Genomic DNA, 19616 nt, shown 5'->3' on the forward strand with positions numbered 1-19616 from the left:
TTGAACCACCCGTTCAGCCGGATGTGCATGTCCGCCCACTTGCCGCTAGATTAGCGCCATGTCCCTCGCCTCGACCCTGCTCCGTGTCGTGCTCATGCTCAGCCTGTTGCTCAACGGGCTGAACGCGGCCATGGCCAGCGGGCACGAGGACATGGGACGCATGGCCCATGCGATGGCCTCGGCGATGACCGATGAAGGCGACGCCGACTGCCACCACCACGCCGGCATGACTGCAGACGAGGCGCCGCAGGCCAAGGCCCCCGCCCACGACGCACACTGCCAGATCAAGGACTGCGTGCGCAGCTGTGCCCAGCACCCGCTGCTGGCCGTGCAGGCACTGCCTTTCCTGACCGGTCCCGGTCTTTCCCTGACCCCGCAGCCGATGCCTGCCAATGGCCGCCCGGCACCGCCGCTGCCGCCGATCTCACGCCCTCCCATCGGCTGATCCAACACGCCTCGTGCGCGCTGCGCACTGAAGCCGGCCCTGCGCTGGCGTCTTTCCGTGTTTGGAGTCACCACCATGAGTACCCGTATTCCTCCCGGCCCGGGCGCTGTGCCCATGCCGTCGCGCCGTCTGTTCGTGCAGGGCATCGCTGCTGGCGGCGTGGTCGCCGGCATCGCCGCGGCCGGCATCCCGCAGCGCGCGCTCGCCGCCGCTTCTGCCGCGCCACGCCTGGCCGGCGCACCTTCGGTCATCAGCGATACCCGCGTCGAACTGGCGATCGGCGAGTCGCTGGCCAACTTCACCGGACGCACCCGCCCGGCGATCACCGTCAACGGATCGCTGCCGGCACCGATCCTGCGCTGGCGCGAAGGCCAGACCGTGGACCTGTTCGTGCGCAACACGCTCGGCCAGCACCCTACTTCGATCCACTGGCACGGCATCCTGCTGCCGGCCAACATGGATGGCGTGCCCGGCCTGAGCTTCAACGGCATCGGCCCCGGCGAGACCTACCACTACCACTTCGACCTCAAGCAGTCCGGCACCTACTGGTATCACAGCCATTCGCTGTTCCAGGAACAGGCGGGGCTGTACGGCGCGCTGATCATCGACCCGGCCGAACCGGCGCCGTACCGGCATGACCGCGAGCACGTGATCATGCTGTCCGACTGGACCGACATGGATCCCGGCGCGTTGTTCCGGCGCATGAAGAAGCTCGCCGAGCACGACAACTACTACAAGCGCACCCTGCCCGACTTCCTGCGCGACGCGCGTCGCGATGGCTGGTCGGCCGCGCTGTCCGACCGCGGCATGTGGGGCCGGATGCGGATGACGCCCAGCGACATCTCCGACATCAACGCGCACACCTATACCTACCTGATGAACGGGACCGCGCCGGCCGGCAACTGGACCGGGCTGTTCCGCAGTGGCGAAAAGGTGCTGCTGCGTTTCATCAACGGTGCGTCGATGACCTACTTCGACGTGCGCATTCCCGGCCTGAAGATGACCGTGGTCGCCGCCGACGGCCAGTACATCCATCCGGTCAGCATCGACGAGTTCCGCATCGCCCCGGCCGAAACCTACGACGTACTGGTGGAACCCAGCGGCCAGGATGCCTTCACCATCTTCTGCCAGGACATGGGCCGCACGGGTTATGCCGCCGGCACCCTCGCCGTGCGGCATGGGCTGCAGGCACCGATTCCCGCGCGCGATCCGCGCCCGTTGCTGACGATGGGCGACATGGGTCACGACATGGGCGGCGGTGGCCACGGCGGACACGACATGGCAGCAATGAAGGGCATGGAAGGCGGCTGCGGTGCCAGCATGGGCCACGGCGCACATGGCGGCGGCGAGACCGCCAGCAAAGCGCCAAAGCATCCGGCCAGCGAGCGCAACAATCCGCTGGTGGACATGCAGAGTTCGGCCACCGAGCCCAAGCTGGACGACCCCGGCATCGGCCTGCGCGGCAACGGCCGCCAGGTGCTGACCTATGGTGCGATGCGCAGCCTGTTCGAAGACCCCGATGGCCGCGAGCCCGGCCGCGAGATCGAGCTGCACCTGACCGGCCACATGGAAAAGTTCTCCTGGTCGTTCGACGGCATTCCCTTCGCCGGTGCCGAACCGCTGCGCCTGAACTACGGCGAGCGCATGCGCATCGTGCTGGTCAACGACACCATGATGCAGCATCCGATCCACCTGCATGGCGTGTGGAGCGACCTGGAAAACGCGCAGGGTGAATTCCAGGTGCGCAAGCACACCATCGACATGCCGCCCGGTACACGCCGCACCTATCGCGTACGCGCCGATGCCCTCGGCCGCTGGGCCTACCACTGCCACCTGCTGTACCACATGGAAGCAGGCATGATGCGCGAAGTGAGGATCGAAGAATGAGCCGTTCCCTGCTTGCCCCAAGCCTGTTGACCCTCGGCCTGTTGGCCGCGCTGCCCACCTTCGCGCAGTCCCATGCCGGCCATGACATGACAGCACACGCGCCTCCTGCCGATGCCACGCCAGCGGCCGACGTGGATCATTCGAAGATGGACCATTCGAAGATGGATCACGGTGCGATGGACCATTCAACGATGGACCATGGCGCGATGGATCACTCGACAATGGGCCACGGCACGCCCGCGCCGACGCAGCCGCGCGAACCGATACCTGTCCCCACCGATGCCGATCGTGCGGCCGCGTTTCCACCCATCGCGCATGGTGCGATGGAGCACCCACCGGAAATCCACAGCCTGCTGCTGATCGATCGCCTGGAACACTGGGATGGAAAGAACGGCAACGGCCAGGCCTGGGAGGCCAGTGGCTGGATCGGCGGCAACATCAACCGCCTGTGGCTGCGCACCGATGGCGAACGCAGCGAAGGCCGCACGGAATCATCAGGCGTGGAAGCGCTGTACGGGCGTGCAATTTCGCCGTGGTGGGACGTGCTGGTCGGTGTACGCCAGGACTTCCGCCCCGCCGATTCACGCACCTGGGCGGCGATCGGCATCCAGGGCTTGGCGCCGTACAAGTTCGAAAGCTCGGCCACGCTGTATGCCGGTTCCGGTGGCCAGCTGATGGCCAAGGCCGAGATCGAATACGACGTGCTGTTGACCAACCGGTTGATCCTGCAGCCCCTGCTGGAAGCGACCGTGGCCAGCAAGGACGAACCGGAGTACGGCATCGGCCGCGGCCTCAACAAGGTCGAAGCCGGACTGCGCCTGCGCTACGAGTTCAATCGCCGCTTCGCGCCGTACATCGGCATCAGCCACGAACGGGCTTTCGGTGATACCGCCGACTATGCCGGCGACCATGCACGCGACACACGCTGGGTCGCCGGCATCCGCATGTGGTTCTGAGCAGCGGATCATGAGCAGCAGCCAGCCCCGGCAACCGCCGGGGCCGGCTACACTGCCGCACGTTCCATTGCAGGCTGCACCATGTCGTTGCATATCCGCCGCGCCACCCTGGCCGACGTCGACGCGTTGTCGGCGATCGCCATCGCCACCTATATCGAAACCTGGGGCGATTCCTATCCGCCGCAGGACCTGCACACCTTCCTGCAGGATCACTACGGCGCCGAGCCGCAGCGAGCGGAACTGTCCGACCCGCGCAGCGCGGTGTGGCTGCTGCTGGAGGGTGAGACGGTGGTGGGCTATCTGGCCGCCGGCGCCAACACCCTGCCGCATGCCGAAGCACGCGAAGGCGACATCGAACTGAAACGGCTGTACATCCTAGCCAGCCACCAGAACGGCGGCCACGGCGCGCGCCTGATGGATGCCTTCATGGCCTGGCTCGACCAACCACAGCGCCGCACCCTGTGGGTGGGCGTGTGGGAAGAGAACTTCGGCGCGCAGCGCTTTTACGCGCGCTACGGCTGCAGCAAGGCCGGCGAGTATGACTTCATCGTCGGCGACAGCCGCGACCGCGAGTTCATCCTGCGCCGGCCCTGAGCCGCGTTCTTGTAGCGTCGAGCCAGGCTCGACGCCTGTTCTGGTAGATGCCGACCTTGGTCGGCGCGGCCCCAAAGAGCAAAGCCGAGCAAGGCTCGACGCTGCTACTTAGAAGTCGAACAACTCCGAAAGGAAGCTTTCCTTCTTCTTTTTCTTGTAGCCCTGGCTGTACTGGCCACGGTTGTCATCATGGCGCTGGCCGAGATGACGAGTATCGCGATGCATCACCGGCGGCGGAGCGGCCTGCGGTTGCACCGGCGAGGGCCCTGGCGGCGGCATGGCGGCACCTGCACCGTCAGTGGCGCGCTCGATGATCTTGTCGAGTTCGCCACGATCCAGCCATACGCCACGGCAGCTCGGGCAGTAGTCGATCTCGATGCCATGGCGCTCGGCCATCTGCAGGGTCTGGGTCTTGCACACGGGGCACAGCATTCGCATTGCTCCTGTCGGTCTGGCCTCGACTGTACCTGTGTGCGGATGACTGTGCGGCAACGCATGACCGATGGCACAGGGACTTCCGGCGCGTGCCGCCACGTCCGCCGCCCTGCAGACTGCCTCGCGACCTCGCTGCAAGGAATGCATGTGACTGCCCGTGACTCGACTCCCACCGGCATGCGCCTGTTGCTGGTGCTGCTTGGCGTTGGCCTCGGCCTGAACGTGCGCGACATCAGTTCCACGCTGGGCGCGCCGATTCCCGCCCTGCCCATGCCCTACGGTGGCAGCCTGCTGGACAACGCGCTGGCGGTGCTGGTGGCACTGCTGCTGGCCACGCTGCTGCGCCCCCGCGGTGTGGGCCTGCTGGCCAGCCTCGGCCTGCGCGGAAACGGCATGCGTGGCCCGTTGTGGGTGCTGCTGGCCAGCCTGCCGTGCTGGCTGGGGCTGGCCCTGCTGGGGACGCCCAACACGGCGCTGACGACGCTGGACGCCACGATGCTGGCCGTGCTGTTCCCGCTGGCCGAAGAAGTGCTGTTCCGCGGCCTCGGCTTCGTGCTGCTGGTGAAGATCGTACGCGGCCCCTGGCCGTTGCTCGCACTGCCGCAGGCGCTGCTGTTCGGCATGGTGCACTGGCTGGGCTTCGGCGGCTTCGACGGCGGCGGCATGGCCCTGTTCGTCGGCGTAGTGATCGCCTTCGGCGGCTTCATCTTCGCCTGGCTCGACCACCTCGACGGCAACACCCTGTGGTGCGGTCTGGCCCTGCACGTGTCGATGAACCTGGCCTGGAATGTGTTCAGCCTCGACGACGCCGTTGCGCTGGGCTGGCAGGCCACCAGTTTGCGCATCGGCACTACGCTGCTGGCAGTGGCAGCGCTGGGCTGGCATGTGCGGACCCGGCGCAACCGCGCGCTGTAACGCCGGCTTAGCCGATCCTGCACACGGGGCTCACTGGGGGCTTGCGCATACTTGCGCGCCTTTCATGCCCTGCCGTCCGGAGTTGTTGCGTCATGCTGCTGTCCAAGCGCCACGTTGAACCACGCGTCCTGCTGATCGAAGACGCCGAGGAAACCCGTGAACTGAGCCGGATGGCGCTGGAGAGCCAAGCCTGCCACGTCGCAGGCGTCAGCAGCGCCGAAGCCGCGCTGGGCCTGCTGGCCGCCGGAGAGCGCTTCGACCTGATGTTCACCGACGTCAATCTCGGCCTGGTCAGCGGCATCGAGGCCGCCAACCGCGTGCGCAGCCTGTATCCGCAGCTGCCGATCCTGGTGACCTCTGGCATGGACCAGCATGCCGTGCTGCCGCAACTGCACGACGGCATTCATTTCCTGCCCAAGCCCTACAACATGAGCGAGCTGCTGGATGCGATCCGGCTGTGCTTCCGCCATGCCGCCGATGCCGCGCTGATGCCGGCGCCGCAGGCAAGCGCGGCCTGAGGCTGCCATCCACGCGTTGCGTGGATCTACTGGTGCATCCACGCATGGCGTGGATCTACTGCTCCATCCACGCGTTGCGTGGGTCTACTGGTGCATCCACGCATGGCGTGGATCTACTGGTGCATCCACGCATGGCGTGGCTCTACTGGTGCATCCACGCATGGCGTGGATCTACTGGTGCATCCACGCATGGCGTGGATCTACTGCTCCATCCACGCATGGCGTGGATCTACTGCTCCATCCACGCGTTGCGTGGGTCTACTGGTGCATCCACGCATGGCGTGGATCTACTGCTCCATCCACGCGTTGCGTGGGTCTACTGGTGCATCCACGCATGGCGTGGATCTACTGGTACATCCACGCATGGCGTGGCTCTACGGCGATGCGCACCGTTGCGTGAACGGAAAATGCTGCCAGTAGATCCACGCCATGCGTGGATGGAGCCGGCCGTCAGCCGCCGGTATACGGTCCTTCGCCCGGAAGTACCTCAAGCAGCGCGCGGGTGATCACGCGCGGATACACCGTGAGATGGTCTTCGCCATCAATCACGATGTTCTCCACCTGCAGCTTGCGACCACTGCGCTGCAGCTGACCGGCGAAGTCGGCGGTCTGCCGCAGCATGTCGTTGCCCGTTGAATAACGTGGGCCCGGCTTGACCGTCTCGTAGCCGCCCACCGACAGCAGCACGCGGATGGGCTGTGACGGCATCACGGCGGCATCCTGCATGCGCGGCAGCAGGCCCTGGTCGAACCACAGCGACGGACTGGACAGGATATAGGTGCCGAACATGTCGGGCTGGGTCGTCAGCACGTAAGCACCCAACAGCGCGCCATAGGAATGGCCGGCAAACACACGCCGGGCCGGATCGGTACGGTAGCGCGCATCGATCAGCGGCAGCGCGTGGTCAGCCAGGAAGTCGCGGTAATGGGCCGCGCCGCCATAGGTGACGTCATCGCTGTAGTAGCCGGCAGGGGTGCGCACAGGATCACTGGGGGTGTAGTCGCGCGAGCGGCTCTGTTTGGAGGTCAGGCCTTCCTGCGGCGGCAACCCGACCAGGATGAAATCCTCGATGTTGACGCCCTGCTGCCCCACCAGGTTGCGTACGCTGCGCACCAGCGGAAAGCTGTACAGCGCATCGGTCACGTACACCACCGGATAACGCTTCTGCGGATGCGCCGCGTAGCCGGCAGGCAACGCCACCCATAGGGCATAGTCGCGCCCGATCGGGTCATGCACGCGCAGTGACTCGGTATCGGGCAGCACAACGCCTGGCACGGCCGTCGCGCTTTCCCTGGCTTCCTCCTGCGTTGCCGGCGGCGCCACCGACATCGCGCACCCTGCCAAGGCCAGGCAGGCCAGCACACTCCATACACGCACACGCTGCATCCGCGCTCTCCTGTTGCGGGCGGCGCACCCAGGTGGCGCCGCTGATGCATCCTCACACACCGCGTTGTTGCACGCCAAACCTCTCAAGGCGACGCAGGCGGCGGTACCGGGAACAACGTACGCAGACCCTGCAGGGCGGCCGGGTGGTAGATGGTAGCGTGGGTCTCTTCCGGCAGCGGCTGGTACTTCACCAGCGTTGCCGGCGATGCCTGCTGCAGCAGCGCCGCCAAGCGTGCGCTCGACGCAGCCAGTTCCGGCTGGCCACTGCTGGCCAGGAACAGCCGCGCGCCGCTGCGCGCAACCGACGGCACCGGCTTGCCTGCGCCAGACAGCAAGGCGCCGTGGTTCCACCACAGGCTGGGGTCCAGCGCGATATAGCTGTTGAACAAGGCCGGATCCTGCAGCAGCGTCTCGATCACGAACAACCCGGCCAGCGATTCACCGATCAGCGCCCGCTCGTCGGTGGTCGCATAACGCTGGCGTACCTCCGGCATCAGTTCATCGCGCAGGAAATCACGGTACGCCGCCGAGCCACCGATGCGCGGCGCGATCTTCTGGTCCTCAGGATCACGGCTCGGGCCGGTCATGTCGCGGCGGCGCTCGGTGTTCTCGATTCCAACCAGCAGGAACGGGCGCATGCTGCCGTTGCCGGTCAGCACCTGCACCAACCCGGCCACGTGCAGGAAATCCTCGCCGATGCCGCCGTCGGGCATGTACAGCACCGGCAGTGGCGTCTTCGGGTCCAGGCCCCACGGCTGCGGGCGGTAGACGTTGATGCGGCGGGTCTCGCCCAGCGCCTTGGACTGGAGGGTGAAGGTCTCGCCGATGACCAATGGAGAGGCGACCGTCGGCTGAGGCGCCGGTTCGGCGGCCATCAGCGGCGCGGCGGAGACACAGGACAACAACAGCGACAGCACCATCAAGCGCATGGGCATCCCATCCAGCGAAAGAAGCCGAGCATAGCGCCCGGACGCGCGCATTGGCGCCTGCCAGATGCGTAGATCCACGTCATGCGTGGATGACTTGCCGTGACTCGCGCCCGGATAGGGCCCCATACCGCGCGTGCACCGCCATGTGTCGCATTTGAACCGCCAAGGGCGCCACTACCGTCGCACCTGCACCGAAATGCGGTGGGTACAACTGGAACGCACAGAGGACATTGATAGCGAAAGTGAAGCCAGCTTTACACACGCTGGTTCACGGCAGATGCATCGCAATGTACGGTTTGCGGCATCTTCCAGCGTGATCAACCAGCCGCGGAAACGAATGCGTCGTGTACTGACGCTTGCTGCGCAGGACAGGCCTGCGCCACCATCGTCGCGCGTCTGGATTCCGCATGTCCTTCCGGAAATTCCTGATTGAAATCCAAGCGAAAGCGCAAACACCATGCTGCGCCACCGACAACGGGTGGCACCGGGCCTGCAAGCCCGGAGTGACTAGAAGCAAGTTGTTTACGCTCGCCCGCCGGCACCGTTCTTCAATGGTGCCGGCGGGTGATCCGTCGGCCTCTATGGCGGGCGGTGCGTGGGGGCCTTCGTGCCCGCCGGTTAACTGCTTACTGTCACTCCGGCTTGCAGACACGCACCGTCCGCCACCCGCCTCACGCGGTGGCACTCCCACCCCAGAGCCGAGGAAGCCGAGATGACCGAAGGTCCGCCCTATCCCTCATATGCCGCCAGCGTCAACGACGACGATGACAACCCTGCGCCCGAACTGAGCACGTTCCTGGGCTGCCTCGAGCGCATCCGCGCGGGCGAAGGTGCAGACGGCCAGCCCTGGCCTGATACCAGCCTTCCCGCAGGGCGCAGGCTGGCACTGTCACGCGTGGAGCGGGCGGCCGTCGGCATGCTGACCGTGGCAGAGATGCTGCACGCCGCCGATCGCTGCCGGTCAATCGCAACGCCGGACCGGCATCTGGATGACGGCGTGGTCGAAGGGCTGTTCTTCGCCTTCCGCGGGCTGGCGGAACTGGTATGCCGGGATATCCGGCCTGAGTAGGAACCCTGCACCGTAATCCAGCCCATACTCGGGCCGGGCCCGTCCCGGGTTCCATCGACACTGACACAAGGAGGTTCGCATGTTGAATGCCATGATCATTGCCGCGCTGGCCGCAAGCCCGGCCGCGTCCGTACCGTACGCCGACTGCCTGCTCGGCAACATCCAACCCGGGTTATCCGACCGCGCCGTGCAATTGGTGCAGCAGGCGTGCGCCGCGAAGTACCCCGACAGCTTCACTGCCTCGCTGGAACTGGAGCGCAATTACAGCGCCCAGCGGCAGGCCCGGTTCGACGCAGAGCGCGCCGCAGTGGAGCGTGCTGCGAACGCGGCCGCGGTTGCCGCACAGGCAGCGGCAGACCGCGAGGCAGCCCGTTCCCAGGGCGCAAAGTCCAGGTAGGACCTCAGGTTCTGCAACAAAAAAGGCACCGCTTGGCGGTGCCTTTCTGGATGACCGAGGTCATTGCCTGCAATGGTGGGCCGTGATGGATTCGAACCATCGACCAAAAGATTAAAAGTCTTCTGCTCTACCGACTGAGCTAACGGCCCATGCAAGGCCCCGGCCTTTCGGCGGGGTGGGCATTCTACCGTACTTTTCCGGGCGGGGTGAAGCCGGGGATCTACCAGGTTGCCGGCCAGCGGCCGCCACTACCCCGGCTGCGGGTCTCTAAACCTTTCCGCCACGTGCCGCATCTCACCTGCGACCCTGCCCCGGAGCGATGGATGCGCCTGCCACTGCCGTTGATGCTCGCCCTGCTGCTGCCGTTTGCCGCCTCTGCGGCATCGCCTGCACAGGTGCGGACCGACGACATCGGCCGCTTCTGGGCTACTTACGATGCGGTGCTCACCGAGCCCGATGCCGCGCAGCGTGTGGCCCTGGTGCAGCAGCGCTATATCGAGCCCGGCAGCCCTGGCCTGCATGCGCTGATGAAGGTGCGCAACTACACCGCCGCCGAATACGCACAAGCAATGCTCGCCTGGCCGCACTTCTGGGCCTCGGTGCGGCCGCTGACCGCCAACGCCCGGCAGGCCAGCGCCATGCTGGAGCGGGATCTGGCTGCGTTCCGCAGGCTTTACCCCGCCCTGCGCCCGGCCAGCATCACCTATGCGGTGGGCGTGCTGCGCACAGGCGGCACCACGCTGGGGGACCAGGTACTGATCGGCGCGGAAATGGCGCTCGGCGATGCAAGCGTGGATGTCAGCGAACTGCCGGAGCCGTTGCGCAGTCGCCTGCGGGTCTTCTACGACAGCGCGCCCGGCGCGAACAACGCGCAGAACAACCTGCATGAGTACGTGCACACCCAACAGCGCGAGACTACGGGATCGCTCGCACAGTACGCGGTGCGCGAAGGCGTGGCCGAGTACATCGCCGAGCGGATCAGCGGTCGCCGCCCGGCACTGCCGCTGTACACCTATGGCCCGTTGCACGAATCGGAGATCCGCGCTCGCTTCAGAGGGGAGATGGATGGCGATGCGCTGGACAACTGGCTGTACAACAACGCCCGCAATCCGTTCGGGGTGAGCGATGTGGGGTACTACGCGGGGTACCGCATCGCGCAGGAGTACATGCGGCAGCAGCCGGATGAGCAGGTTGCGATCGCACGGATGATCGAGCTGGATTACAGCGATCCGGTTGCGGTGCGCGGTTTCATTGAAGCATCGGGTTGGTTGCAGCCTCCGCGCACCAATGAGGCTGCCGGCCAGCGGCCGGCACTACCGGAATCCCAACATTGGTAGCGCCGGGGCGCGCCCGGCGGGTCAGGCGGTGCGAACCAACGGTTCGCACCCACCGGGGTAGCCCGGCAGCGGTAGCGCCGGGATAGTGAGTGCGAACCAACGGTTCGCACCCACCGGCCACCGGCCAGCGGCCGACCCTACCAGAGCCGGTCAGGCGTACAGCGTCGGGTCGGCCACGCCGGCATCGGCGAAGCCCTGCGCGCGCAGGCGGCAGGCATCGCAATGCCCGCAGGCCGCGCCGCTGGCATCGGCGTTGTAGCAGGACACGGTCAGGCCGAAGTCCACGCCCAGTCGCACGCCTTCGCTGACGATCTGGCCCTTGCTGAGGAACTGCAGCGGCGCATGCACGGTGATGCCCGCGCCTTCCACGCCCGACTTGGTCGCCAGGTTGGCCAGAGCCTGGAAGGCGGCGATGAACTCGGGGCGGCAATCCGGGTAGCCGGAGTAGTCCACGGCGTTGACGCCGCAGAAGATGTCGTTGGCACCAAGCACTTCGGCCCAGCCCAGCGCCAGCGACAGCATGATGGTGTTGCGCGCCGGCACGTAGGTGACCGGGATGCCCTCGCCGCCCGCCTCGGGCACGTCGATGTCGTCGGTCAGCGCCGAGCCGCCGATGCTGCGCAGGTCCACGTCCACGGTCTTGTGCACGATCACGCCTTGGGCCTTGGCCACGCGCGCGGCGGCATCCAGCTCGGAGGTGTGGCGCTGGCCGTAACGCACGCTCAGGGCATGCACGGCGAAGCCCTGTTCCTGGGCCATGGCGATGACGGCGGCTGAATCCATGCCGCCGGAGAGAAGCACGACTGCCTTCTTCATGGGTAAATCATCCGGTTGGGGGAGAAAGCCAGCACGCTGTCCCGCGCCGGAGCTACATAAGGAAACACTGCGCCGGCTTATCGGCCCGGCTCGTCGTTCCACAGGATTTTATGCAACTGCATCTGGAAGCGCACCGGCAGCCGGTCTTCCACGATCCAGTCGGCCAGCTGGCGGGCAGTGATTTCGCCCTTGCTGGGTGAGAAGAACACCATCGTGCGCTGCACCAGCTGGTGTTCGGCGACCATGGCCTTGGCCCAGTCGTAGTCTTCGCGGTTGCAGATCACGAACTTGATCTGGTCACGCGTGGTCAGCAGCGGCAGGTTTTCCCAGCGGTTGCGCGCGACCTCGGCCGAGCCCGGGGTCTTGATGTCGACCACGCGCGACACGCGCGGATCGACGGCGCTGACGTCCAGCGCACCGGAGGTTTCCAGCGACACATCCAGGCCTGCATCGCACAGCTTCTGCAGCAGCACCAGGCAGCGCTTCTGCGCCAGCGGCTCGCCGCCGGTCACGCAGACGTGGCGCACGCCCTGGGCCTGCACGTGGGCCACGATATCGTCGATGTCCCACCATGTGCCGCCGTGGAAGGCGTAGGCGGTGTCACAGTACTGGCAGCGCAGCGGGCAGCCGGTCAGGCGCACGAACACGGTCGGCCAACCGGCGGTATCGGCTTCGCCCTGCAGGGAGGTGAAGATCTCGGTGATCTTCAGGCGCGGCAGGGGCGACTGCACGATCTCGCTGGGCGTGGCAACGGCGGCGGACGGGGGAACGGCGGTCATGGCGGGGACTTCTTGGTGGGACACGTGGCGGGTGGGCTACCGTGGCCGGTAACGAAAGCAGCCGAGCATGGCTCGGCTCTACAACAGCAGCCGGTCGGGTATGGCCCGGCGGGTAATGCAAGCCGCCGGGCATGGCCCGGCGCTACCGGATCCGGACGGGTTTACCGACCCGGAAACGAAAGCAGCCGAGCAAAGGCTCGGCGCTACGGGGAACACATTGTACGCCCGGTCAGCGGATCAGCGGATCTGATTGCCGAGGCGGATCGACTGCAGGCGGTCCTGCGCGGTACGCGCGGCGTCCGAGCCCGGGTATTGCGCCACGACGGTCTCCAGCGTCTGCTGGGCCTGGTCGACCTTGCCCTCGCCGTACTGCGAGAGGCCGACCTTGAGCAGGCCGCCAGCGGCCTTGTCGTGGGTGGGATAGCGCGAGAGCAGTTCGCGGAACTGGGACTCGGCCATCGGGAAATTGCGGGTGGCGTAATAGCTTTCGCCCAGCCAGTACAAGGCATTGGGGGCGTAGACGCCGTTCGGGTACAGCTCCAGGAAGCTCAGGAACAGCTGCGCCGAATCATCGTACTTGCCCGCCTTCAATGCGTCGAAGGCCACGTTGTAGGACGTACGCTCGTCACCGGTGACGGCCAGGCTGCCCGGATCACCATGGACGGAAGGCGGCCGCTCGGAAGTGGCCGCCGCTGCGGGTTTTGCCGGGGCTGCAGGAGCCTTCGGTGCGCTCGCTGGAATCGCAGGCAGGGCTGGGGCGGCAGAGCCCCCTTCCAACCGGTTCAGGCGGCTGTCCAGATCCAGGTACTGGTCCTGGGCGGTCTGCTTGAGCTGGGCGTTGTCGTGCTGGAGTTGCTCGATCGAGGCCTGCAGGCTGGTGACCTGCTGCCGCAGCTGGTTGATCTGGTTCAACAGGTCCTGGTTGGCACTGTTGTTGTACATCTGCTGCTCGAGCGAACCGACGCGGTCGGCCAGGCTCTGACGTTGTGCATGCGCCGGTGCGGCAGCCACGAGGGCTGCCGCAACGACCAGCATCAGTTTGATGCCAAGGCGCATGGATTACTGCGCGGTGTAGACGATTTCGACGCGACGGTTCTGCGACCAGCAGGACTCGTTCGACTCGGTGCAGACCGGACGCTCTTCACCGTAGGACACGACGGTCAGCTGCGAAGCCGAGCCACCGTTGGCCTGCAGTGCCGAGTTGACGCCGTTGCCACGACGCTCGCCCAGGGCCTGGTTGTACGCGCGCGAACCGCGCTCGTCGGTGTGGCCCTGCAGGGTGATGCGCGAAGACGGACGGTCACGCAGGTACTTGGCGTGGCAAGCCATGATGGCCTGGAATTCCGGCTTCACGTCTTCCTTGTCCAGGTCGAAGTAGACAACGCGCTGACGCAGGCAGGCATCGGTGTCCAGATCGCCCGGGCCGTACAGGCCGGAGGTGGACGGACCGGTCGGGGTGGTGGTCGAGGTGCCGGTATCGACCGGAGCCGGGGCTTCTTCCTTGACCTTCTTCGAGCAACCGGCCAGGACGGCCACGGACAGCAGGGAAACAAGCAGAACGCGGGTGGACTTGTTCATGGCGATACCTTTGTGGCTCCTAAGCCGATGAGGGGTTCAATACAGAGAAAATATTAACACTCTTTTAGCGCTGGGTACGGTATGGGGACCATGCCGGCTCGCGCACATCACCGTCTGCCAGGACCAGGCGCTGGCGCACGCGCGCATCGGCCGAGACGGCGTACAGCACACCACGACCACCCTCACGGGCGGCATACAGCACCATGCTCGCGTTGGGCGCGAAGCTCGGCGATTCGTCCAGCGAACCCGGCGACAGCGTGCTCCAGCGGGGCGAACCCAGCGAGCTGTCCATCATCGCGATCTTGTAGCTGTTGCCCGAACCCTGGGCGACAGCGATCTTCTTGCCGTCGTAGGACACCGAAGGCTTGGCGTTGTAGTTGCCCTGGAAGGTCACGCGCTCGGCGCTGCCACCACCGGCACCGACCTTGTAGACCTGCGGACGGCCGCCGCGGTCGGAGGTGAAGTACACCGCACTGCCATCCGGTGCCCAGGTCGGCTCGGTATCGATGGCGAAGTGGTTGGTCAGCTGGGTCAGCTGCTTGCTGCCCAGATCCATCACGTAGATTTCCGGGTTGCCCGAACGCGACAGGGTCAGGGCCAGCTTGCGGCCGTCCGGCGAGAAGGCCGGGGCGCTGTTGATGCCGCGGAAGCTGGTGACCAGCTCACGGGCGCCGGTGGAGATGTTCTGGATGTAGATGGCCGAGTTGCCACGTTCGAAGCTGACGTAGGCCAGCTTGTTGCCATCCGGGCTCCACGACGGCGACAGCAGCGGCTCGGCCGAACGCACGATGGTCTGCGGGTTGAAGCCGTCCGAATCGGCCACCATCAGCGCGTAGCGCATGGCGTCGCCCTTGCCGCTGGCGGTCACGTAGGCGATGCGGGTCCAGAAGGCACCACGGACACCGGTGATCTTCTCGTAGATGGCGTCGGCCATCTGGTGGGCAACGTCGCGCATGGCATTGCCACGTGCGGTCATCGCCAGGCCCAGCAAGCGCTCGCCCTTGGGCACGTCGAACAGTTCGTACTCGACGCGGTAGGCGCCGGCACCGGCGTCCATGACCCGGCCGACGACGATGTAGTTCTGCTTCAGCGCGCGCCAGGTGGCGAACTGGATGTCACCGCCACGGATCGGCTTTTCGACGATCTGCGCTTCGGGCAGCGTGCGGAACTGGCCCGAACGTTCGAGGTCGGCACGGACCACGCCGGCGACGTCGGTCTGCGGAGCACCGGCTGCACCCTGGTAGGGCATCGGCACGATGGTGATCGGGAGGGCGGAGGCATTGCCGCCGATGATGTCGATATCCAGCCCCTTCTGCTGCGCGACGGCAGCAAAGGGCAGCAACAGGGCCGCAAACACGGCAAGCCAGCGAGGCATCTTCTTCATGGAGCGCTCAAATAGGGGGAACCGGAACGAGGGATAACAAAACGGCAGTGAACCGCTTCGCAATCATGAACCAAGGGTACGTGAATTCCTGGTCAGTGCCAGCCGGGTCTCTCACATGCCGTTAACGTCGCGGCCACCTTTCGTGCGAATGACGCGTCCCAAGCATGGCGTGGACGGGCCCGCACGATCCAGAGCTAAAAGCGTCATTGGATGACGGGACAGCCCCAAAGGGCTGCCCTGCCCCGCGCCTCAGCGATCCTGGGCGGTGAACGTGAAGTTGATCGTGCGTGCGAATACCTGCTCGAAACCGCGGTACGGCAGCGGCTGGGCGTTGAGCACGGCGGCCTCGATCGAGCGCTTGCCGGCTTCATCGAACGGGCAGCCGGCGCTGACCGTGGCGCTGCGGACGGTACCGCCCGGCAACTGGTTGATGGTGATCTGGCAGCGTTGGCCCAGCGGCACGCTGTCCGGACGCACCCACTGCGCCAGCACCTTGGCCTGGATGGCCGCCGCGTACTTGGCAGACAGATCATCACTGCTGCCACCACCACCGGCAGCCGGCTGTGCGGCACCACTGGCACCGGCAGCAGCCGTGCCTGCGGCATTGCGCGCGGCAGCGACCTGGCGCAGCTTCTGCTCGGCCAGCTTGGCTTCCTTCTCGGCCTGCTCGCGGCGGGCGCGGATGTCGGCGATCTTCTTCTGCTTCTCGGCTTCCGCCTTGTCAGCGGCCAGGCGCTCCTGCTCGGCCTGCTTCTTCTTGGCATCCGCTTCCTGCTGCTTGGCCAGGCGCAGCTTCTGCTCGGCCTCTTCCTGGCGCTTGCGCTCGGTCAGGTCGATCTGCTCCTGGCGGCGCTTGGCTTCCTGCTCCTGCTTGGCCTTTTCCTGCGAGATCGCCAACGCGCTGACCACGTCCTGGTCCTTGGTGTCGGGCTGCGCCACGCGCTCCTGCGCCTGTTGCTGCTGCGGCGTCGGTGCGTCCTGCGGGCGCGGCTCTTCAATCGGCTGCGGCGGCGGGATGGTGTCTTCCGGCACCGGGATCGGTTCGGCCACCGGCGGCGGCAGGTCTTCCAGCTTTTCCGACTGGCGCAGGGCCTGACGGGCGGCAGCGGCTTCGGACGCGGACAGTGCCAGGCTGGCCTCGACCGAGGGATCACCTGCGGCGGCATCGGTATTGCGCTGCGGTGACCACAGCCAGGCGCCGATGAAGATCAACGCGACCAGCAGGTGCACCAGCACGGCCAGCACCATCGGCTGGCCCCAGCCGGGTTCCTGCTTGTGCGGTGGCGGCAGGGCGTCAGCGTGCATCGGTGGCCAGGCCTACCTTGTCCACGTTGGCGCGCTTGATCACGTCCATCGCCGCGATGACCTTTTCATAGGCCACGGCACGGTCGGCGGCGACGATCACGCGCACTCCCTTGTCCTGCGCGGCGATGCCGGACAGGTGGCCCTGCAGTTCCTCGGCGGTGACGGCCGTGGGTTCCTTGGCGTCGGGCAGCTTCAGGCTGAGCTGGCCGTCCTGGCGCACCGAGACGATCACCGGGTCCTGCTTGCTTTCCAGCGCCTTGGCGTTGGAATTGGGCAGGTCGACATCGAAGCTCAGGGTGAGCAGTGGCGCGGTGACCATGAAGATGATCAACAGCACCAGCATGACGTCGATATAGGGAACGACGTTGATTTCCGATTTCAGCTTGCGGCGCTTGCGGCGACCGATGGCAGCGGACATGGCTTGGACTCCCGGGTCTGGCGCTTACTCGTCGCCAGCGCTCTGGCGCTGCAGGATCGAGCTGAACTCGTCGGCGAAGGTCTCGAAACGCACCGACATGCGCTCCACGCGGGTGGTGAATCGGTTGTAGGCCCATACCGCCGGGATCGCCACGAACAGGCCGATGGCAGTGGCGAACAGCGCTTCGGAGATGCCCGGGGCGACGGCGGCGATACCGGCCTGGGCGCCGCTGCTGATCATGTCGTGCATGGTCACCATGATGCCGAACACGGTACCGACCAGGCCTACGTACGGGGCGGTCGAGCCGATGTTGGCCAGCAGCTCCAGGTTGCGCTCGAGCTGGTCGACTTCGCGGGTGTAGGTGGTGCGCATGGCGCGCTGGGCACCTTCCAGCTGGGCACGGCCATCCAGCCGGCGCTTGTCGCGCAGGCGGGTGTACTCGCGGAAACCGGCTTCGAAGATGGCTTCCAGGCCGCCGACATTGCGGCTGCGGTCGGTGGCCGAGCTGTACAGCTTGCCCAGGTCGGCACCGGACCAGAAGCGGTTCTCGAACTCGTCGGCTTCGCGGGTGGCCTGCTTGAAGATGCGGGCCTTGCGGAAAATGATCACCCAGCTGACGAACGAGCCGACCAGCAGCGCCAGCACGATGATCTTCACCGGCAAGCTGGCCTTGGCCATCAGTTCGAGGTAGTTGATGCCGCCGCCGGTGGTGGCCTGGGCAAGGGTCTGGGTCGCGGCATTGCTGACGTCAGCCGGCAAAGCCTCGGTGACCGTGGCCTGCAGGGCCAGGAGCGTTGCGATCATCCGTTGTTCCTCAAGAGTTCTGTTCGGATTCGGGGTGGAGGTGGGGTTGCAGCGCGGCAAGGACGGCATCGTCCATGCCACGCGGGCGGAAACTGGCCGCGTCCAGTGCGGCGATGCGGACCTGTGCGGACAGCAGCAGCTGGCCGTCGCGCAGGACCTGCTGGTCGAAGACCATGCTGGCCTTCTTCAGCTGGACCAGGGTGGCGCTTACCTGCAGCTGGTCATCCAGCCGTGCCGGCTTGATGAAATCCATCTGCATGGAGCGCACCGCGAAGACCATGCCGTGCTCGGACCGCATGCGCTCCTGGCCGTAGCCCAGCGCGCGCATCCATTCGGTCCGGGCCCGTTCCATGAAGGCCACGTAGCGGGCGTGGTAGACCACCCCGCCAGCGTCGGTATCTTCCCAGTAAATGCGTGTCGGCCAACTGAATCGCGGTTCAACCGACATCGGGGACCTCGGCAAACAGGTCCTGCGGCGGGTTCTTCGGCTTCAGGCCCATGTGCCGGTAGGCCTTGTGGGTCGCCATGCGGCCACGCGCGGTGCGCACCAGGAAGCCCTGCTGGATCAGGTACGGTTCGACCACGTCTTCCAGCGTGCCACGCTCTTCGGACAGCGCCGCGGCGAGCGACTCGATGCCCACCGGGCCACCGTCGAAGTAATCGACCATGGTCTTCAGCAGCCGGCGGTCAAGCTCGTCGAAGCCTTCCGGGTCGACCTTGAGCATCTGCATTGCGGCCTGGGCCACGGTCTGGTCGATGTGGCCACCGGCCTTGACCTGGGCGTAATCGCGCACGCGGCGCAGCAGGCGGTTGGCGATACGCGGGGTGCCACGCGCGCGGCGCGCGATCTCCCCTGCCCCGTCGGCGGTGCAGTCGATGGCCAGGATCGCGGCCGAGCGGCGCACGATGCGGGTCAGTTCTTCGACGCTGTAGAACTCCAGGCGCTGGACGATGCCGAAGCGGTCGCGCAGCGGCGCGGTCAGCAGGCCGGCGCGGGTGGTGGCGCCGATCAGGGTGAACGGCGGCAGGTCGATCTTGATCGAGCGCGCCGCAGGGCCCTCGCCGATCATGATGTCGATCTGGAAATCTTCCATCGCCGGATACAGCACTTCTTCCACCACCGGCGACAGGCGATGGATCTCGTCGATGAACAGCACATCGTGCGGCTGCAGGTTGGTCAGCAGCGCGGCCAGATCGCCGGCCTTCTCGATCACCGGGCCGGAGGTCACGCGCAGGGCCACGCCCAGTTCGTTGGCGATGACGTGGCTGAGGGTGGTCTTGCCCAGGCCGGGGGGGCCGAAGATCAGGACGTGGTCCAGTGCGTCGCCACGACCCTTGGCGGCCTGGATGTAGATCTCCATCTGCTCGCGCACCGGCACCTGGCCGAGATAGTCGGCAAGTCGCTTGGGTCGGATGCTGGCGTCGGCGGCGTCATCCTCGCGGGTGGCGCCGGCGGCGATGATGCGGTCGTCGGTCATGTGCTGATTATGCGGTAAAAGCGGGGAGATTCGGCCGGGCTGCGCCCGGCACCCGCAGAAGCAACTGCAACTTCAACTGCCGAAGCGACAGCAGAAGCAGGTTTCCTGATGGATGGCGGGGTGGGTCCGGTTGCGGGGGACGCCGTAAACCCATCCATGGGGGCTTGGCCGCGGCATCCATGCCGC

Annotated in this window: 22 protein-coding genes and 1 tRNA gene; 9 read left to right on the forward strand and 14 right to left on the reverse strand. The window is 66.3% G+C overall.

What is annotated here, in order from left to right:
• Positions 1 to 58 precede the first annotated feature (58 nt).
• The 4 genes from CLM74_RS16545 (at position 59) to CLM74_RS16560 (ending at position 3882) form a co-directional block, all read left to right on the forward strand.
• Positions 59 to 445, forward strand: a complete 387-nt coding sequence (locus CLM74_RS16545) for a CopL family metal-binding regulatory protein (RefSeq protein ID WP_025874646.1) — start codon at positions 59 to 61, stop codon at positions 443 to 445.
• A gap of 75 nt (positions 446 to 520) precedes the next feature.
• A complete protein-coding gene (locus CLM74_RS16550; protein ID WP_105164532.1) occupies positions 521 to 2332 on the forward strand; it encodes a copper resistance system multicopper oxidase in 1812 nt (603 codons plus the stop codon).
• The gene (locus CLM74_RS16555; protein ID WP_105164533.1) at positions 2329 to 3288 is read left to right on the forward strand and encodes a copper resistance protein B; all 960 of its coding nucleotides are present in this window, start codon (positions 2329 to 2331) and stop codon (positions 3286 to 3288) included. Before CLM74_RS16550 ends, CLM74_RS16555 begins: the two co-directional genes overlap by 4 nt.
• Positions 3289 to 3369: 81 nt before the next feature.
• A complete protein-coding gene (locus CLM74_RS16560) occupies positions 3370 to 3882 on the forward strand; it encodes a GNAT family N-acetyltransferase (protein ID WP_105164534.1) in 513 nt (170 codons plus the stop codon).
• A gap of 108 nt (positions 3883 to 3990) precedes the next feature.
• Here CLM74_RS16560 and CLM74_RS16565 read toward each other — a convergent pair whose 3' ends face one another.
• Positions 3991 to 4314, reverse strand: a complete 324-nt coding sequence (locus CLM74_RS16565) for a zf-TFIIB domain-containing protein (protein ID WP_105164535.1) — start codon at positions 4312 to 4314, stop codon at positions 3991 to 3993.
• Between the two features lie 180 nt (positions 4315 to 4494).
• On the opposite strand from CLM74_RS16565, the gene CLM74_RS16570 reads away from it, so the two are divergent.
• Together CLM74_RS16570 and CLM74_RS16575 are read left to right on the forward strand one after the other, a co-directional pair.
• Positions 4495 to 5232 (forward strand): CPBP family glutamic-type intramembrane protease, encoded by a 738-nt coding sequence (locus tag CLM74_RS16570; RefSeq protein ID WP_105164536.1) that lies wholly within the window; start codon positions 4495 to 4497, stop codon positions 5230 to 5232.
• A 92-nt stretch (positions 5233 to 5324) separates the two neighbouring features.
• Entirely contained in the window at positions 5325 to 5750 is a 426-nt protein-coding gene (locus CLM74_RS16575) for a response regulator (protein WP_025874652.1), read from the forward strand.
• A 450-nt stretch (positions 5751 to 6200) separates the two neighbouring features.
• Here the strand turns inward: CLM74_RS16575 and CLM74_RS16580 are convergent, their stop codons facing one another.
• Both CLM74_RS16580 and CLM74_RS16585 read right to left on the reverse strand, forming a co-directional pair.
• A complete protein-coding gene (locus CLM74_RS16580) occupies positions 6201 to 7136 on the reverse strand; it encodes an alpha/beta hydrolase-fold protein (RefSeq protein WP_105164537.1) in 936 nt (311 codons plus the stop codon).
• Positions 7137 to 7219: 83 nt separating this feature from the next.
• Positions 7220 to 8065 (reverse strand): alpha/beta hydrolase-fold protein, encoded by an 846-nt coding sequence (locus CLM74_RS16585; RefSeq protein ID WP_105164538.1) that lies wholly within the window; start codon positions 8063 to 8065, stop codon positions 7220 to 7222.
• Between the two features lie 712 nt (positions 8066 to 8777).
• Here CLM74_RS16585 and CLM74_RS16590 point away from each other — a divergent pair.
• On the forward strand, positions 8778 to 9134 hold the full coding sequence (locus tag CLM74_RS16590; RefSeq protein WP_105164539.1) for a hypothetical protein: 357 nt from the start codon (positions 8778 to 8780) through the stop codon (positions 9132 to 9134).
• 79 nt (positions 9135 to 9213) lie between these two features.
• Complete coding sequence (locus CLM74_RS16595) at positions 9214 to 9531, forward strand: hypothetical protein (protein WP_105164540.1); 318 nt, start codon at positions 9214 to 9216, stop codon at positions 9529 to 9531.
• A gap of 73 nt (positions 9532 to 9604) precedes the next feature.
• Here the strand turns inward: CLM74_RS16595 and CLM74_RS16600 are convergent.
• A tRNA-Lys gene (locus CLM74_RS16600) sits at positions 9605 to 9680 on the reverse strand.
• A gap of 174 nt (positions 9681 to 9854) precedes the next feature.
• Between CLM74_RS16600 and CLM74_RS16605 the strand changes: the two genes are divergently transcribed.
• Positions 9855 to 10868 (forward strand): DUF2268 domain-containing putative Zn-dependent protease, encoded by a 1014-nt coding sequence (locus tag CLM74_RS16605; protein ID WP_105164541.1) that lies wholly within the window; start codon positions 9855 to 9857, stop codon positions 10866 to 10868.
• A gap of 150 nt (positions 10869 to 11018) precedes the next feature.
• On the opposite strand, the gene queC is transcribed toward CLM74_RS16605, so the two are convergent.
• From queC to ruvB, 10 genes are all read right to left on the reverse strand, one after another.
• Positions 11019 to 11684 (reverse strand): 7-cyano-7-deazaguanine synthase QueC, encoded by a 666-nt coding sequence (queC, locus tag CLM74_RS16610; RefSeq protein ID WP_032975132.1) that lies wholly within the window; start codon positions 11682 to 11684, stop codon positions 11019 to 11021.
• 77 nt (positions 11685 to 11761) lie between these two features.
• On the reverse strand, positions 11762 to 12463 hold the full coding sequence (queE, locus tag CLM74_RS16615) for a 7-carboxy-7-deazaguanine synthase QueE (protein WP_025874666.1): 702 nt from the start codon (positions 12461 to 12463) through the stop codon (positions 11762 to 11764).
• Positions 12464 to 12700: 237 nt separating this feature from the next.
• On the reverse strand, positions 12701 to 13519 hold the full coding sequence (ybgF, locus tag CLM74_RS16620) for a tol-pal system protein YbgF (RefSeq protein ID WP_105164542.1): 819 nt from the start codon (positions 13517 to 13519) through the stop codon (positions 12701 to 12703).
• Between the two features lie 3 nt (positions 13520 to 13522).
• On the reverse strand, positions 13523 to 14041 hold the full coding sequence (gene pal / locus CLM74_RS16625; RefSeq protein ID WP_025874668.1) for a peptidoglycan-associated lipoprotein Pal: 519 nt from the start codon (positions 14039 to 14041) through the stop codon (positions 13523 to 13525).
• 64 nt (positions 14042 to 14105) lie between these two features.
• Positions 14106 to 15425 carry a Tol-Pal system beta propeller repeat protein TolB gene (gene tolB, locus CLM74_RS16630; protein WP_033831823.1) on the reverse strand — a complete coding sequence of 440 codons (1320 nt, stop codon included), beginning with the start codon at positions 15423 to 15425 and terminating at the stop codon, positions 14106 to 14108.
• Between the two features lie 249 nt (positions 15426 to 15674).
• On the reverse strand, positions 15675 to 16730 hold the full coding sequence (gene tolA / locus CLM74_RS16635) for a cell envelope integrity protein TolA (protein WP_105164543.1): 1056 nt from the start codon (positions 16728 to 16730) through the stop codon (positions 15675 to 15677).
• Positions 16720 to 17148, reverse strand: coding sequence for a protein TolR (gene tolR, locus CLM74_RS16640; RefSeq protein WP_025874671.1), 429 nt, complete (start codon positions 17146 to 17148; stop codon positions 16720 to 16722). Before tolR ends, tolA begins: the two co-directional genes overlap by 11 nt.
• A 24-nt stretch (positions 17149 to 17172) precedes the next feature.
• Positions 17173 to 17952 carry a protein TolQ gene (tolQ, locus tag CLM74_RS16645; RefSeq protein WP_025874672.1) on the reverse strand — a complete coding sequence of 260 codons (780 nt, stop codon included), beginning with the start codon at positions 17950 to 17952 and terminating at the stop codon, positions 17173 to 17175.
• 10 nt (positions 17953 to 17962) lie between these two features.
• Positions 17963 to 18400 (reverse strand): tol-pal system-associated acyl-CoA thioesterase, encoded by a 438-nt coding sequence (gene ybgC, locus CLM74_RS16650; RefSeq protein WP_032975136.1) that lies wholly within the window; start codon positions 18398 to 18400, stop codon positions 17963 to 17965.
• A complete protein-coding gene (gene ruvB, locus CLM74_RS16655; RefSeq protein ID WP_025874674.1) occupies positions 18390 to 19430 on the reverse strand; it encodes a Holliday junction branch migration DNA helicase RuvB in 1041 nt (346 codons plus the stop codon). Before ruvB ends, ybgC begins: the two co-directional genes overlap by 11 nt.
• Between the last annotated feature and the right edge of the window lie 186 nt (positions 19431 to 19616).

Source organism: Stenotrophomonas sp. MYb57, assembly GCF_002966815.1.
GTDB classification, from domain to species: Bacteria; Pseudomonadota; Gammaproteobacteria; order Xanthomonadales; family Xanthomonadaceae; genus Stenotrophomonas; species Stenotrophomonas indicatrix.

Bases quoted from the DNA above. Each gene is read 5' to 3' on its own strand.
- CLM74_RS16545 (WP_025874646.1), top strand. From the start codon at position 59: ATGTCCCTCGCCTCGACCCTGCTCCGTGTCGTGCTCATGCTCAGCCTG.
- CLM74_RS16550 (WP_105164532.1), top strand. From the start codon at position 521: ATGAGTACCCGTATTCCTCCCGGCCCGGGCGCTGTGCCCATGCCGTCG.
- CLM74_RS16555 (WP_105164533.1), top strand. From the start codon at position 2,329: ATGAGCCGTTCCCTGCTTGCCCCAAGCCTGTTGACCCTCGGCCTGTTG.
- CLM74_RS16560 (WP_105164534.1), top strand. From the start codon at position 3,370: ATGTCGTTGCATATCCGCCGCGCCACCCTGGCCGACGTCGACGCGTTG.
- CLM74_RS16565 (WP_105164535.1), bottom strand. From the start codon at position 4,314: ATGCTGTGCCCCGTGTGCAAGACCCAGACCCTGCAGATGGCCGAGCGC.
- CLM74_RS16570 (WP_105164536.1), top strand. From the start codon at position 4,495: ATGCGCCTGTTGCTGGTGCTGCTTGGCGTTGGCCTCGGCCTGAACGTG.
- CLM74_RS16575 (WP_025874652.1), top strand. From the start codon at position 5,325: ATGCTGCTGTCCAAGCGCCACGTTGAACCACGCGTCCTGCTGATCGAA.
- CLM74_RS16580 (WP_105164537.1), bottom strand. From the start codon at position 7,136: ATGCAGCGTGTGCGTGTATGGAGTGTGCTGGCCTGCCTGGCCTTGGCA.
- CLM74_RS16585 (WP_105164538.1), bottom strand. From the start codon at position 8,065: ATGCGCTTGATGGTGCTGTCGCTGTTGTTGTCCTGTGTCTCCGCCGCG.
- CLM74_RS16590 (WP_105164539.1), top strand. From the start codon at position 8,778: ATGACCGAAGGTCCGCCCTATCCCTCATATGCCGCCAGCGTCAACGAC.
- CLM74_RS16595 (WP_105164540.1), top strand. From the start codon at position 9,214: ATGTTGAATGCCATGATCATTGCCGCGCTGGCCGCAAGCCCGGCCGCG.
- CLM74_RS16605 (WP_105164541.1), top strand. From the start codon at position 9,855: ATGCGCCTGCCACTGCCGTTGATGCTCGCCCTGCTGCTGCCGTTTGCC.
- queC (WP_032975132.1), bottom strand. From the start codon at position 11,684: ATGAAGAAGGCAGTCGTGCTTCTCTCCGGCGGCATGGATTCAGCCGCC.
- queE (WP_025874666.1), bottom strand. From the start codon at position 12,463: ATGACCGCCGTTCCCCCGTCCGCCGCCGTTGCCACGCCCAGCGAGATC.
- ybgF (WP_105164542.1), bottom strand. From the start codon at position 13,519: ATGCGCCTTGGCATCAAACTGATGCTGGTCGTTGCGGCAGCCCTCGTG.
- pal (WP_025874668.1), bottom strand. From the start codon at position 14,041: ATGAACAAGTCCACCCGCGTTCTGCTTGTTTCCCTGCTGTCCGTGGCC.
- tolB (WP_033831823.1), bottom strand. From the start codon at position 15,425: ATGAAGAAGATGCCTCGCTGGCTTGCCGTGTTTGCGGCCCTGTTGCTG.
- tolA (WP_105164543.1), bottom strand. From the start codon at position 16,730: ATGCACGCTGACGCCCTGCCGCCACCGCACAAGCAGGAACCCGGCTGG.
- tolR (WP_025874671.1), bottom strand. From the start codon at position 17,148: ATGTCCGCTGCCATCGGTCGCCGCAAGCGCCGCAAGCTGAAATCGGAA.
- tolQ (WP_025874672.1), bottom strand. From the start codon at position 17,952: ATGATCGCAACGCTCCTGGCCCTGCAGGCCACGGTCACCGAGGCTTTG.
- ybgC (WP_032975136.1), bottom strand. From the start codon at position 18,400: ATGTCGGTTGAACCGCGATTCAGTTGGCCGACACGCATTTACTGGGAA.
- ruvB (WP_025874674.1), bottom strand. From the start codon at position 19,430: ATGACCGACGACCGCATCATCGCCGCCGGCGCCACCCGCGAGGATGAC.